This is a genomic window from Methylobacterium oryzae, assembly GCF_036441375.1.
In the GTDB taxonomy this organism is placed as follows: Bacteria; Pseudomonadota; Alphaproteobacteria; order Rhizobiales; family Beijerinckiaceae; genus Methylobacterium; species Methylobacterium oryzae_A.
This window is the reverse complement of record NZ_MLCA01000001.1, coordinates 1,290,961-1,305,033: the sequence shown is the minus strand read 5'-3', so window position 1 is coordinate 1,305,033 and position 14,073 is coordinate 1,290,961. Positions and strand designations below refer to the sequence as shown.

Genomic DNA, 14,073 nt, shown 5'->3' with positions numbered 1-14,073 from the left:
GGCTGGGTCATCGCAGGCCCATGCGGATGCGCGGATCGAGCCAGACCAGGATCAGGTCCGAGATCAGCATGCCGACGAGGGTCAAGGCCGCGACGAACATCAGGATGAAACCGGCCATGAACTGATCCTGGCTGCGCAGCGCTTCGAGGAGCAGCGGCCCGACGGTCGGCAGGCTGAGCACCAGGGAGACCAGTACCGACCCCGAGACGAGGTGCGGCAGCAGGTTGCCGATATCCGCCACGAACGGGTTCAGCGACATCCGGAACGGGTATTTCAGCAGCGCCTGCAGGGGCGGCAGGCCCTTGGCGCGGGCGGTGACGGTGTAGGGCTTGGCCAGCTCGTCCAGCAGGTTGGCGCGCATGCGCCGGATCATGGCGGCGGTCCCGCCGAGCCCGATCACCAGAGTCGGCACGATCAGGTGCGCCAGGAGCGAGCGGACCTTCTCCCATGTCCAGGGCTGGTTGGTCAGGGCCGAATCGTAGAGGCCGCCGATCGACAGCCCGAACCACCGGTTGGCATAGAACAGCAGGATCAGGGCCAGCAGGAAGCCCGGCACCGCGAGACCGACATAGCCCAGCAGGGTGACGACGGCGTCGCCGAACGTGTTCCGGTGCGTCGCGGAGTAGATCGCCGCCGGAATCGCGACGAGATGGACGAACACGACCGCCGTCAGGTTGATCAGCAAGGTGAGCCACAGGGCGTCGCCGACGACGTCCGCCACCGGCTTGTCGTACTCGAACGACCAGCCCCAATCGCCCTGGAGCAGGCCGGAGAACCCGACCGTCCCGGGCAAGACGCCGATCCACATCAGGTATTGCTGCCAGATCGGCCGGTCGAGCCCGTATTGCTGGATGAGCAGCTCGGCCTTCGCCACGGAACTCGCGTCGCCGGGGGCCCGCAGCTCCATGATCCGGTTGGTGAGGTAGTCGCCCGGCGGCAGCTTGATGATCACGAAGACGAGCGCCGAGATGACCAGCAGCGTCACCGCCATGGTGACGACGCGGCGGAGGATCTGGGCGATCACCGGGCCTCCGCGCGCTTGTCGGTGCCGACATCGGCACCCTTGTCCCAGAACAGCTCGTCGAGGCGCTGCACGCCGATCATCGCGGTTGGCTCCCAGGAGTACAGGGCACGCTTCGGCAGATTGACCAGGCGATCCGCGCCGACCACCGGCTGGAGCGCGCCCGCCACCGTGCCGATCACCCAGGTGTTGCGCGCGTGGTTCATCAGCATCTCGCGCCAGATCGCGGCCTGCCTGCCGGCATCGCCGGTGTCGCGCCACTGCCGGTCGAGGTCGAGGAGGCGCTGGACTTCCGGGATGTCGCAGGGCTCGCCGCTCTTGCCGCGGCTCTCGACGTTCATGCTCCACAGCGGCCAGGAATAGTGCTCGGGCTGGGCCGGGCTCAGCTCCGTCGGCGGCATGATGGCGGTCGGGACGGCGAGGTCGAGGCCCTGTGCGGCGACCATGACCGTCACGCCCGCGATGGACCGGCGGTGCAGGTTGGTGCGCTCCTGCGGCTTGGTGATCAGGCGGATCCCGACCTCGCGCCAGAACTCCGTGATGAGCAGCAGCGCGTCGAGGACCATCTCGGCCTCGCCGTCGCTCTCCACCACCAACTCCAGCGCGCGGCCGCCGGGCAGCAGCCGGGTGCCGGACCCGTCGCGGGCCGTGAGTCCGACCTCGTCCAGCAGCCTGGAGGCCTGGGCCGGGTCGTAGGCGGCGTTCAGGGTCCGCATCTCCGGCTCGAACAGCGCGCTCTCCGAGACGATCGTGTCGTTACCCTCCGTGCCCAGGCCGAACAGGAGCGTGTTGTTCAGGGTCCGCCGATCGATGGCGAGGGACAGGGCGTGCCGGTAGCGCGCGTCGCGGTTGAGCTGCCGCCACGCCGGATCCGTCGTGGTGAGATTGGGGTAGAGCGCGATCTCGGAGCCGCGGGCCACGGGCCACAGGTTGGTCCGGTAGCGATGCGCGGCCTCACCCTCCTTGAGGCTCGGGATGTCGGGCATCATCAGGCCGCGGAACATCAGGTCCGCCTCGCCGGCGTTGGTCTTGGCGACCAGGAGGCCCTGCGAGGCCACGTCCATCACGATGGCGTCGACGTAGGGCAGCTGCGTGCCGGCCGTGTCGACCCGGTGATAGCTGCGGTTGCGCTCGAATCGGAACCGGGTCGCCGGCGAGCGGGTCCGCGGCACCCAGCCCTGCAGGGTCGGACAATCCGGGTTGTTGAGCTCGTAATTGTCGTCGAGACGGTTGTGCAGGGCCGCCCAGCTGCGGAGCTTGAGGGCCTTGGCCTTCGCGTCGGCCGCGTCCTTCCCGATGTAGCGGGCGTGATACGGCTTCAGATAGTGCGATGGGCGGTAGATCAGCGGGTCGCGCGGCGCGGCCAGGGCCGGCAGGAACATCGGGTTCGGCCGGTCCCAGCTGTAACGGACGGTGACCGGATCCAGGAATTCCACCTTCGGCAGCTTGCCGTCGACCCGGAAGAAGGCCGGCGGCCCGTCTGGGCTCAGCGCCTTCTCGTTGGCGACATCCTCCCAGTAGTAGCGGAAATCCTCCGCGGTGAACGGGTGCCCGTCCGACCAGCGGTGGCCCTGGCGGAGCGTGAAGGTGAAGCGCCCGCCCTCGACGTCCACGCGCTCCAGCACGTCGGGCCGCAGGTTAAGGTCGGCGTCGTAGCCGACGAGGCGGGTGTAGCCGTAGACCGACAGGTAGCGGACGTCCCGCGCCTTGGCGATCAGGGTCCGGATCGTGCCGCCAGCGCTGCCGAGGCGCCGTCCTTGGGCGGCGAGATCGGCGAGGTACGGAACGGTCGGCGGTCCGGGCGCGTCTGTCGGCGGCGTTTCGGCGAGGGCCTGCGACGGCGCGCGCGACCAGATCAGGGAGGCGCCGAGCCCGGCGAGGAGGGCGCGGCGGGAGACGACGCCGTCTCGTCCGACCCTCGGCCGGGGCGTGGTCGGACCGTCGTCGCCGGTGTCCCAGGCGCTCATGAACCGCCCCGCAATGTCACGGAGGTGAGCCGCGCCGGCGAGTATCCGGTCGCCCGGTGCAGGTCGTCGAACGCGTGGGACCGCGCGATGAGCCCGGCGGCCTGCCGCATCAGGGCGTCGTCGGCCGGCTGCTCGAAGTGGCGGCCGTTGCGGGTCCACCGGATCGGTTCCGGGCTGCGCTCGGGGCCGGTGATCATCGCGATGGTCGGGTGCGCGGGTCCGCCATGGGCGTGGATCCGGTGCCCGGCCGCGTCGTCGTCGAAGAGCAGCCGGGTCAGCCCGCGGGCCCGCGCCTCCACGACCCGCCGGCCCTGGGCGACGTGGTCGTCGAAGAACGCCACGGTCCGCGCCGGATCGAGCATGGACCAGTCGGCCCCTGACCAGTCGGCGGTGCTGTAGCGCGCCTGCCGGTCGCGGTACTGGAGGCCCGACAGGTCCGGATCGTGGCAGAAGATCTGCGCCTGCGGGCGGGCCTGCCGGATCACCCAGGTCGTGAGCCCGCGGAACACGCCCGACTCGATCACGAAGTCGGGCCTCAGCGCCCGCATCGCGACGTAGAGCTGCAACGCGCCGTTGAAGCCGCTGCCGCCGCGCCGCTGCCGGACGGGTGCGGTGGGAATCAGCGCCCAGAATTCGCGGACCTGCTCGAGCACGTCGCCGTCGGGGTCGAGACCGGCGGCGGCGAGATCGCGTTCCAGGATGGCGGCGGCGGATTCGAGCAGGGTCGCCACTTCGCGCGGCGAGGTCGGCCTGTGGCTCCAGTCGGGCGCGGCCGGGACGAGGTCGTAACCCAGGCGGTCGAAGAGCGGCGACAGCACCTTGCGGCGCAGGCGCTCCAGCATCACGGGCGGCCGGGCCTGCATCACGCGGCCTCCGCCCGGTAAGTGGCGCCGAAGCGCACCCGGTGCCCGGTCTCGACCGCGCGCATCGCGCCCGCCTCGTCGGGAGCCAAGCGGAAGGGCTCCTCCCAGCGCGTCGGGTCGTTCCGGTCCCCTGCCACCGCGGCGAAATCCAGGGGATGGTCGAGGCTGGGATCCGGCACGGCGGCGAGGAGCGCCCGCGTGTAGGGATGGACCGGGCGACGGAACAGGGCCGCGCGCGGCGCCTCCTCTACGATGCGGCCCCGGCACATCACGCTGATCGTGTCCGCCATGTAGTCGATCACTGCCAGATTGTGGGAAACGATGAGGTAGGAGAGGCCCAGGGCGGCCTGCAGATCCTTGAGCAGGTTCAGGATCTGCGCCTGGACCGAGACGTCGAGGGCCGAGACGGGCTCGTCGAGCACCAGCAGCCGCGGCCTCGGGGCGAGGGCCCGGGCGATACCGATGCGCTGCCGCTGGCCGCCCGAGAAGGCGTGCGGGTAACGGCCGAGACCGCTGGGCTCCAGGCCGACCATCGCCATCAGGGCGCGGCAGCGCTCCCGGCGCTCGGCCGCGGGAACACCGTGGATCTCCATCGGCTCCGACAGGATCTGCCGAACCGTCATGCGCGGATCGAGGGACGCGTAGGGATCCTGGAACACGAACTGGACCGTGCGGCGATAGGCGAAGAGGGCGTCGCCGCCCAGGGTGTGGACGTCCCGCGGCCCGCTGCCGTCGTCGAACAGGATCCGCCCGGAATCCGGCTTGAGCGCCCGCATGATCATCTTCGAGACGGTGGTCTTGCCCGACCCGGACTCGCCGACGAGACCCAGCGTCTGTCCCGCCGCGAGGCTCAGGGAGACGTCGGACACGGCGCGGACGATCCGCGGCTTCTGCCACATCCGACCGGCGCGCAGGGTGAAGCTCTTGCTCACCCCCTCCACCTGCAGGAGCGGCCCCGCCAACGGCGCGGGACGCTGGCCGGGCGGGATCTCGGCCTTGGCCGGGCGGATCGGCGTCAGCCGCTCGCCGGGCGCCATGTCGAAGCGCGGCACCGCGTGGAGGAGTGCGCGGAGATAGGCATGGCCCGGGGCGCGCATCACCGTGTCGCGCGGCCCCGCCTCGACGAGGCGGCCGCGGTAGAGCACGGCGACGTCGTGGGCGATGTTGGCGACCACGCCCAGATCGTGCGTGATCAGCAGGATCGCCATCCCGGTCTCCTCCTGGAGCCGGGCCAGCAGGGCGAGGATCTGGGCCTGCGTCGTGACGTCGAGGGCGGTGGTCGGCTCGTCGGCGACCAGAAGTGCCGGTTTCAAGATCAGCGCCATGGCGATCATGGCGCGCTGGCGCAGGCCTCCGGACAGCTCGAACGGGTAGGTCCGCAGGGCGCGGTGCGGGTCGGGGAAGCCGACCCGCGCCAGCGCCGCCTCGGTCCGGTCATTCGCCTCCTTGCGGTCCGCCCCGGTATGGATCCGAAGCGCCTCTCCGATCTGGTCGCCCACCGTGTGGAGGGGCGACAGGCAGGTCATCGGCTCCTGGAAGATCATGGCGATGCGCTGGCCGCGGATCGCCCGCATCGCCTCGCCCTCGACGGCCAGCCGCGCGATGTCGACCTCGACTTCGCCCTCCCGGAACAGGATCTGGCCGCGGCTGATGGCGGCGGCGGGGGGCAGGATCCGCAGGATTGCCTGGGCGGTCACCGACTTGCCCGAACCGGACTCGCCGACGAGGGCGAGGGTTCGGCCGCGGTGAACGTCGAGGGACAGGCCGTGCAGCGCCTCGAACGGACCGCTCTCGGTGCGGAACGCGACCGCGAGGTCGCGAATGGACAATAGCGGGCTCAACCCGTCCTCGCGATCTGTGAGACCTGAGACTTAGATGCCGTCGGCGCCATGTCCATCGCGGGCGCGCCGAAGTGCTCCCGAAGATCCAGGACCTGTATCGCCGGATGCCGCAGGAGGTTGGCCACCAGCGCGCCGACGAAGTCCCAGACGGCCCCGTCGTGGACGCGGTGGTGCGTCAGCAGGCCGAGCGGCCGCTCCGGCGCGCCCGCGATGTCGGCGGCGAGGCCGCGCAGCAGGGCTTCCGGATCGCGCAGGGACCGGCTGCCCCGCCAATCGATCGGATCGAGGGTGGCATCGAGCCGGCGCAAAACCGGGATCGACGGGCCGGGCACGGCCGAGAGGCCGCGATAGCCGAGATCCGACAGGGCGGCGGCGAGTTCCGGCGCGACGCGGTTCCACGGCGGAACGAAGACAGGCAGCAGCGAGCCTTCCGGCAGACGCTGCCGGGCGATCCGGAGGCCGGCAGCGGCGTCGGCGACCAGGGTGTCGAGAGGGCGGTGCGCGCCGAACTCGGCCCGCTTCTCGCCCGGCGGGGCGTGGTTGTGGTGGGCGAGGCCGTGGACGGCGACGAATACACCGGCAGCCGCTTCGAGCCGCCGCGGCAGCGAGGCGTCGATGCCGGCCGGGATCGCGGCGAGGAGCAGCGGGACGCCGTGGTGCTCGGCGAGACCGATGAGGCGGTCGAGGTCCGGATCGCCCGCGACCGCGTCGTCGTCGCGCCAGAACAGCGGAACGCGCAGGCCGCGCGACGCGACGGAATCGAGGGCGCGGTGAACCGCGTCGAGGCCCGGATTTGGCGGCGGGACCGCGGCGCGCCGCCCTCGCTCGCCCTCGTGCAGAGCCTCGACCAGCGCGACCGTGCGCGCGGCACCGTCGAGATCGATCCTGTGGATGCCGGGCGCCGGGAGGGCGCACTGGGCCTCGATAGCCCACACCAGGGTCTCAGGGGTCAGCGCCGCTTCCGGCAGCACGCGGGCGAGGCCGCGGGCGGCCAAGCGCTCGGCGCGCAGGCGCTGCTCGGTCTCGCCGCCGGCCTCGAAGGGCACCAGCACGGCGCGCGTCCCGGTGGCGAGGAGATCGACGGCCGTGTTGTAGCCGCACTGGCTGACCGAGAGGGCGGCGCCGGCCAGCAGGGCGCGATAGTCGGGCCGGGCGCGACCGAGGATGCCGGGGGCCAGACCGACACCGATCTCGGACAGCGCGGCCTCGGGCACGCCGTGGCCGGCCAGGATCCGCCAGCCGAGATCCGGCCGCTGGCGCAGCAGGACCAGCCCCGCCGGCCCGGAGCCGGCGGCGACCACCACGCCGGCGCGGTGCGAAGCCGGCGCGGGCGCGCTGCCCTCGTCCACGTAGCCGGTGTAGCGGACCTTCGCGGCGGTCGCCGCGTCGAGGGGCCACGAGGCGTCGAGGGGGATGACGGCCGGATCGCCGTGCACCAGCACGGCGTCGTAGAGGTCCGCGACCCGCGCGTGCGCCTCGGCGATGCGCTCCGGCTTCGTCGAGGCCACGAGGACGTCGCGGACCGAGGCGAGGACGAGCGGCCGCGGCCGCCGTGCGCGGGCCGCGCCCACCAGGGCGAGGAACTCAGGTGCCAGGGCGCGCCGACCGAACGGGAACAGCTCGGTGACGACGGCGTCCGGCTCGAGGGCCGTGACAGCCTCGACCATGCGCGCGCTGCGGCTTTCGAGCAGCGCCGGTCCGGCCGGGCGGCCATCGGGATCCAGCAGCGTCGAGAAATCCGTACCGGCGATCCGCAGCGGCGGCAGCTGCGCGAGGCGCAGGCCGTCCTGGCGGACCATCGGCGCCGGGACGCCGCCCGAAACCAGCACCGTCTCGTGGCCCGCCGCCGCGAAGGCGCGGGCAATGGCGGCCGCACGCGTGAGATGTCCCGCGCCGAGCAGATGTGTGACCGCGATCAGGACGCGCACGCGGACAGCCCCGGTTCGTGGGCGGCCGCGCCCTGCGGAAGACCCGCGGAGGCGCGCAGCCGGCCGGCGATCAGCGTGATCGCCGCTTCCTCGGAGAAGTCCTGCACGAGCCGGGCCAGAGCCGCCGCGCCGAGCCGCTGACGGCAGCTCGGATCGCCCGCGAGACGGGTGAGAGCCGCGGCCAGCGCCGCCGACTCGCCGGGCGGGACCAGGACGCCGTGGACACCGTCGGTGATGAATTCCGGGGTGCCGGCGAACGCCGTCGCCAGGATCGGGAGTGCCTGACTCGCGGCCTCCATCAGCACGTTCGGAAGCCCGTCGCGGTCGCCGCCGGGGGCGGGCTTCGTCGGCAGGACGAAGAGGTCGGCCGCGCGCATGGCCTCGACCACCGCGGGCTGCGCGAGGGCGCCGCGGAAACGGACCCGCGCCGCGAGGCCGCTGGCAGCGGCCCGGGCCTCCAGGGCGGCGCGCAGCTCGCCGCCGCCGATCAGGTCGAGCTGCCAATGCAGGTCCGGGGGCAGGGCGGCGAGGGCGTCGATCAGGTCGTCGTGCCCCTTCTTGGCGACGAGCCGGCCGACGCAGAGGAGCCGGAGGGGGCGGCCCGGATCCGTCCCGTCGCGCGGCTCGCGCGGCGGCGGCGGAGCGGGAAAGCGCGCGCGGTCGAGCCCGTGATAGGCGAGCAGCGTCCGGCCCGGGGCGAGGGCGTTCAGGCGGGCGAGCCCGTCGCGGGTGCAGGTCACGCCCCACTCGGCGTCCCGCAGCTTCTCGGTCAGCTCCCAGTCGGGCGTGGTCCAGATGTCCTTGGCGTGCGCCGAGAAGCTCCACCGGCGCCCGGTCAGGAGCGCGGCGTAGCGGGCGACGCTGGCGGGCGTGTGCAGGAAATGCACGTGGAGATGGACGACCTCGGACGGCAATTCCCGGGCAAGGACCAGCGCCTGCCCGAGGCGCCGCAGCCGCGACGCCGTCGGGTCGCGCCGGAGGTCGCGGGCGAACAGCGCCAGGAGCGCGGGCAGGTTCGGCCGCCGGAGCGCCGCGCCGATGCCGCGGAGCACGCGCAGCGGCGCGTCGCGCAGGTATTCGGGCAGGTAGGCGGCGTCCGCGCGGATCTGCGCGTGCATCGGATGGCGCGCCCGGTCGGTCGGGCGCCGCAGCGACCAGATCTCCAGGGCGAGGCCCCGCCGTTCCAGCGCCAGCAATTCCTGCGCGATGAAGGTCTCGGAGAGCCGCGGGTAGCCCTTCAGCACCACGGCGACCCGCTTGGCGCTCACGAATAGGCCTGCAGGTACGGGCGTGCCGCGACGTCCGCGCCGCCGCGGACGGTCAGCGCCCGGACGCGGCGCGCCACCGCGTCGAGCCCGTCGAGCAGGCCCGGAACCAGCACCCGCGACGGCGGGTCCTGCTCCGGCAGGCCGCGGAGCGCCGCCGCCATCCGCTCGGGCGCCCGGCCCTCCGCCTCCATCAACACCCGCGCGAGGCCGAGCCGCTCGGCCGCGAGCGCCCGGATCGCCTGCTCCCGCCGCGGCTCGGTCCGCGGCACGAGGATCGCCCGGCGGTCGAAGGACAGGATCTCGCAGAAGGTGTTGTAGCCCCCCATGGCGACGACGCCGGCGGCCTTGTGCATCAGGAACTCGATCTCGCTGTCGAAGGTGATGGCCGCGATTCGGTCGGCGAGTCGGCGGATGCGCGCCGCGAACCCGTCGCGGGTCCCGGCATCGAGGAAGGGACCGAAGGCGATGAGCGCCGGCAGGGGGATCGCCGGATCGGTCTCGTAGGCGGCGATGACCCAGTCGATCAGGGCGGCCCCGTCGCCGCCGCCGCCCGGCGTCACCAGGATGAAGGGGCCGCCGGCGATGGCCGGCTCCTCGCGGCCGGCGCGGGGCCGCGGGAGGTCCCGGCGGAGATAGCCGGTGTAGATCAGGCGCGCGTCGATGCGGGCGGCCATCTCGGGCTCCATCGGCAGCGCCGCGAGGGGCTCGTGGATGCGGCTCAGCCCGTAGACCCAGATCTCGTCGTAGAACCGCGCCATCGTCTCGGCCGCGCCCTTGCGTTCCCATTCGGGAACGAGGCGGTCGGCGTCGTCGAGGACGTCGCGCAGGCCGAGGACGAGGCGGATGTCGCGTTCGGCGGCGTGCTCCAGAACCGGCAGCAGCTCGCCGTGGAACCCGGCCGGCTCCTTGTCGACGATGAGCAGGTCGGGGCGAAAGGCGATGCACGCCTGGGCGATGATCGCCGAGCGCTGCTCGACGGTGCGCGCCAGCGGAGTCGCGCCGTCCAGGCTCGCATAGCCGCCGTCGGCGAACTTGGTCACCGGCGGCAGCCGGACCGTCCGGACGCCCGGCGCGAAGGCGAAGCGGTCGACCACCGGCGAGCCCGAGACGATCATCGCCCGGGCGCCCCTGTTGCACGCCACGATCGCGTTGGCGATCGCCCGCGAGCGGCGCAGATGCCCGAGCCCGAAGGTATCGTGGCTGTAGATCAGGACGCGCGGGGCCGATGACGCCTCGTCCAGTCGCATCGATGTGATCGCCCCGGTTTGACGGCGCGAGGATCGCAGCCGCCGCCCTCTTGCACAAGCGGGGCCGGGTCGCAAACACCGCTGTTAACGGGCCCGGAACCGCGCGCGCCTAGGCTGTCGCGGAATCCGGACGCGGAAATCTCTCGTCATGCCTGCGCCCCTCGCGACCCGCGCGCCCGGCTCACCGACAGCACGCGCCGCCGCGCCCTGGGCAGATCTCACGAATCTCCTGAGCAGCGATGCCCGCCTGTTCGCGTTCGCCAAGCGGGCCGCCCGGGCGCTGGTCCCGTTCGGGCTGGCGATGGTTCTTCTGGTCTACGGGACCGGCCCGGAGCCGCGGCGTAACTGGTACGGCGACCCCCTCGGGAACGACTTCGTCCAGATCTGGGTGGCGGGCCGTTCGGCGCTGGAGGGGCGCGGAGCGGAGCCCTACAACCTACCGGCGCACTTGGCGAACCTGAAGGCGGCCTGCGGGCAGGAGTGCCGATTCGCTTGGCACTATCCGCCGGTGATCCTACTGCCGGCAGCCGCCACGGCGCTGCTGGACTTGCAGCCGGCCTTCCTGCTCTGGACCGCGCTCTCCCTCGCCCTGGTCGGGCTCGCGATGCGGCTGGCGGCCGGCCGGGCGGATGTGGCTTTCGTCGCGCTCGCGCACCCGCTGGTGCTCTGCAACCTCGCCTACGGCCAGAACGGCCTGTTCACCGCGTCGCTGCTGACCCTCGGCGCGGTGCTCGTCGATCGCCGTCCGTGGCTGGCCGGGCTCTGTTTCGGCCTGCTCGCCTACAAGCCGCACTTCGCGGCCCTGGCCCCTCTGCTCCTCCTGGTGACGGGACGGCGCGAATGCCTGGCCGCCTGTGCGTCGACGGTGCTGGCCCTCTGTCTCGCGTCGCTCGCGCTGTTCGGGTCGGCGCCCTGGACCGGCTTCTTCGGCACGCTCGGGGACACGAACCGGATCATCCTCCGGAACGCGGCGGCGGGCCTCGACCTCAACGCCAGCGCGTTCGGCGCGGTGCGCCTGCTCGGCGGCCCGATGGCCGCCGCCTGGACGGCGCAGGGACTCGTTGCCACGCTGGCGCTCGGCCTCGCCTGCCGCGCCTGGTGCCGGCCCACCGACCCGGCGCTCCGCGCGGCCGCGCTCCTCGTCTCAGCGCCGCTCCTGTCGCCGTACCTCCCGGTCTACGATCTGGCGCCGCTCGTACCGGCGGCGCTCCTGCTGGCGCTCGCCGCGCACCGGGCGGGCGGCTTGCGGCCGCACGAGCGGGCCCTGCTCTGCAGCGTGCCGCTCTTCGCGGTCGTCCGGGAGGCGGCGGGGCTGACCGGCTTCCCCCTCGGCCTCGTGCTGAGCCTCGCGACCTTCGCCTGCATCGCCTGGCGCGTCCGGCCGTGGCGCGTCGCCTCAGACGGGCACCGATCCGAGACGGGCTCCCTCAACACGCCCGTCCTCATTGGGCCAGCGGCCGCGGGATCCGGAAGGGCAGCATGAGCCGCACCATCGGGTTGCGGAACCGGTCGAGCGACAGGCTCTCGTGCATGGCCCGCACCGGCTCGCCGCCCAGCGTGGAGGCGAGCAGCGAGCGGGCGTAGAACGGCGTGTCCTCGTAGGTCGCCAGCACCCGCGACCGGCCGCCGTCGCTGCGTGTCTCGCGCGGCATCCGCCAGAAGCGCGTCGCCGGAAGCGCCGCGCCGGGCGGCGGCCGGATCTCGCGGCGGCTGCCGTCGGCGGAGAACCGGAGCGACAGGTTCTGGCCGCCGCCGTCGCGGTGATGGACGTCGTACAGGATCGCCGCGCCGTCCGGCAGATCGGCCCGGCACCACGTCCAGCGCGAGAAGGCGGCCTCCAGAGGTTCGTCGCCGTCGTTGGTGTCGAAGTAGCCGCTGCCGCGCCAGCGGAGGTCCGGCTGGTCGAAGTCCACCTCGACCCGCGAGGACGGCGACATCGGCCACCAGCGATGGCGGCCGGCCCGGTCGAGATGGAACGGACCCGCCGTGAACCCGCGCGGCTCGAGGCGCACCGTGCCGCGGATCCGGCGGGGCAGGGGGGCGCCGCGCTCGTCGATCCGCACCGTCAGCGCCGTGCCGTCCCAGTGCATGGCGCTGGGCCCCACGGCGATGTGGTCGGCGCTCCGCGACAGGCTGGCGGCGCGGCGCTCGGTCATGGCGAAGCGGCCGCGGTCGCCGTAGAGCACCACGTTCATGGCGCAGTGGGCGAAGGGGTCCTTCTCGGCGCTCCAGGCGTAGTAGGGCGAGAAAACGCTGCCGATGAAGGCGATGATCGTGAGGCCCTGGCGGCCGTCGTCGCTCACCGCATCGACGTACCACCACGCGTAGCCGCCCCGCGCGACCGCGCCGTCGAAGCGCGGTCGTCCAGGATCGCTGCCGCTGCCAGCCGTCCCGACTGCGCCGCCATCGGCACGCCCGGGCCGGGATGGATCGAGCCTCCCGCCAGGTAGAGACCCGGCAGCGCCGTCCGCGCGCCCGCGCGCTTGAAGGTCGTCGCCCAGCCCTGCGCCGCCCGCCCGTAGAGGGCCCCGCCCGTCCCGGGGAAGAGTCCGTCGAAATCCCGCGGCGTCGTCGTCACCGCCGACGACGCGAAGTCCAGGGTGAGCCCGCAGGCCTCCAGCCGACGGATCAAGTTCCTCTCGCATCTCTCGGTCTCCGGCGGGGTGAGCGGTCGGTCCCGGCCATCGGCCGGAGCGTTGACGAGCAGGAGCAGACGTTCCGGCCCCCGCGGCGCGGCACCCGCCGCGTCCCGGTCCTGGGCACAGACGTAGACCGTCGGGTCGTCGGGCAGGCGACGGGCGCGCAGGAGCGCGTCGAACTCGGCGCGGTAATCCCGCGAGAAGAAGACCGTGTGGTGCGCCAGCGGGAAACCCGCGGGTACCGCCTCCGCGCAGACCGTGACGGCGGAGAGCGAGCGCTCGCCGGGCGCGAGCCGCTCGCCGGCGGCGCCGGCCTCTGGCCCGAGCAGACCCGCGCCCAGGGCGGCGCAATCCGCGTTGCAGACGACGCGGTCGGCGGGCACGCTCGTGCCATCGGCGAGGCGCACGCCGACGACGCGTCCGCCTTCGACGAGGATCCGCGCGACCTCGGCGTCGTACCGGAAGGTCGCGCCCCGCTCGGCGGCCAGGTCGGCCACCGCCCGCGCGAGACCGCTGAGCCCGCCGGCGACGGTCCAGACGCCGGCCTGCTCCACGTGGGCGACGAGCATCAGCGTCGCCGGCGCGGTGAAGGGCGAGGCGCCGCAATAGGTGGCGTAGCGGCCGAACAGCTGGAGCAGCCGCGGGTCGCGGAAATACGCGCCCAGCGCCGACCACAGCGTCGTGAAGGGCTGGATCCGCCACAGGTCGCCGAGGCCCGAAAGCCCGACCCGCTGCGCGAGGCCGGCGGGACCCGTCCGGCCCTCGCGGATGAAGGGTCCTTCTAGGGTGCGGTACACCTCGGCCGACCGGGCGCAGAAGCGGCGGTAGCCGTCCGCCTCGCGCGGTCCCGCGAAGGCCGCGATCGCGTCCGCCGAGGCGTCGATATCGGCGAAAAGGTCGAGACGCTCGTCCCGGCTCCAGGCGTGGCGGGCGAGGAGCCGCGCCGGTGCCAGGGCGACCCGGTCGCCGAGCTCGGCGCCGCACTCGGCGAACAGCTCCTCGAAGACCCAGCGCATCGTGAAGACCGTCGGTCCGGCCTCGACGGCGCGGTCGCCGACCGGAACAGCGCGCATCTTCCCACCGGGATGCGGCGCTCGCTCGAGGACGGTGGTGTCGAGGCCGGCATGGGCGAGCCGCAGGGCGGCGGCGAGGCCACCGATCCCGGCTCCGATCACGACGACGCGCTCCTGCGCCACGGCCGCTCCGAACTCCCCCAACACGGGATTGATCTCCCCTCCGCAAAGTGTCAATAAGAAATGACACTTGTTGCTGACAACCGCATACAACACGGGAGGCAAC

The 14,073-nt window shown here is 73.0% G+C and carries 10 protein-coding genes; 1 reads left to right on the top strand and 9 read right to left on the bottom strand.

Annotated features, from left to right (window positions below; genetic code table 11):
- Nucleotides 1–7: 7 nt before the first annotated feature.
- The 7 genes from MOTC310_RS06230 to MOTC310_RS06200 are packed head-to-tail and all read right to left on the bottom strand — an operon-like array spanning nucleotide 8 to nucleotide 10,135.
- Nucleotides 8–1,024, bottom strand: a complete 1,017-nt coding sequence (locus MOTC310_RS06230; protein WP_331301160.1) for an ABC transporter permease — start codon at nucleotides 1,022–1,024, stop codon at nucleotides 8–10.
- Nucleotides 1,021–2,988: an ABC transporter substrate-binding protein gene (locus MOTC310_RS06225; protein ID WP_331301159.1), complete on the bottom strand. Its 1,968-nt coding sequence runs from the start codon at nucleotides 2,986–2,988 to the stop codon at nucleotides 1,021–1,023. The genes MOTC310_RS06230 and MOTC310_RS06225 overlap by 4 nt, the downstream gene beginning before the upstream one ends.
- The gene (locus MOTC310_RS06220; protein WP_331290600.1) at nucleotides 2,985–3,851 is read right to left on the bottom strand and encodes a hypothetical protein; all 867 of its coding nucleotides are present in this window, start codon (nucleotides 3,849–3,851) and stop codon (nucleotides 2,985–2,987) included. Before MOTC310_RS06220 ends, MOTC310_RS06225 begins: the two co-directional genes overlap by 4 nt.
- Nucleotides 3,851–5,692: an ABC transporter ATP-binding protein gene (locus tag MOTC310_RS06215; RefSeq protein ID WP_331301158.1), complete on the bottom strand. Its 1,842-nt coding sequence runs from the start codon at nucleotides 5,690–5,692 to the stop codon at nucleotides 3,851–3,853. Before MOTC310_RS06215 ends, MOTC310_RS06220 begins: the two co-directional genes overlap by 1 nt.
- Nucleotides 5,689–7,620: a glycosyltransferase gene (locus tag MOTC310_RS06210; protein WP_331301157.1), complete on the bottom strand. Its 1,932-nt coding sequence runs from the start codon at nucleotides 7,618–7,620 to the stop codon at nucleotides 5,689–5,691. The genes MOTC310_RS06215 and MOTC310_RS06210 overlap by 4 nt, the downstream gene beginning before the upstream one ends.
- On the bottom strand, nucleotides 7,608–8,888 hold the full coding sequence (locus MOTC310_RS06205) for a glycosyltransferase family 4 protein (protein WP_331301156.1): 1,281 nt from the start codon (nucleotides 8,886–8,888) through the stop codon (nucleotides 7,608–7,610). The genes MOTC310_RS06210 and MOTC310_RS06205 overlap by 13 nt, the downstream gene beginning before the upstream one ends.
- Nucleotides 8,885–10,135 (bottom strand): glycosyltransferase family protein, encoded by a 1,251-nt coding sequence (locus MOTC310_RS06200; RefSeq protein ID WP_331301155.1) that lies wholly within the window; start codon nucleotides 10,133–10,135, stop codon nucleotides 8,885–8,887. The genes MOTC310_RS06205 and MOTC310_RS06200 overlap by 4 nt, the downstream gene beginning before the upstream one ends.
- 148 nt (nucleotides 10,136–10,283) lie before the next feature.
- Here MOTC310_RS06200 and MOTC310_RS06195 point away from each other — a divergent pair, with 148 nt between their 5' ends.
- Nucleotides 10,284–11,618 (top strand): glycosyltransferase family 87 protein, encoded by a 1,335-nt coding sequence (locus MOTC310_RS06195; RefSeq protein ID WP_331301154.1) that lies wholly within the window; start codon nucleotides 10,284–10,286, stop codon nucleotides 11,616–11,618.
- On the opposite strand, the gene MOTC310_RS06190 is transcribed toward MOTC310_RS06195, so the two are convergent.
- Nucleotides 11,578–12,438 carry a carotenoid 1,2-hydratase gene (locus tag MOTC310_RS06190; RefSeq protein ID WP_331301153.1) on the bottom strand — a complete coding sequence of 287 codons (861 nt, stop codon included), beginning with the start codon at nucleotides 12,436–12,438 and terminating at the stop codon, nucleotides 11,578–11,580. The two genes, MOTC310_RS06195 and MOTC310_RS06190, sit on opposite strands and share 41 nt — an antisense overlap.
- The gene (gene crtD / locus MOTC310_RS06185) at nucleotides 12,435–13,994 is read right to left on the bottom strand and encodes a 1-hydroxycarotenoid 3,4-desaturase CrtD (protein ID WP_419539863.1); all 1,560 of its coding nucleotides are present in this window, start codon (nucleotides 13,992–13,994) and stop codon (nucleotides 12,435–12,437) included. The genes MOTC310_RS06190 and crtD overlap by 4 nt, the downstream gene beginning before the upstream one ends.
- Nucleotides 13,995–14,073 lie beyond the last annotated feature (79 nt).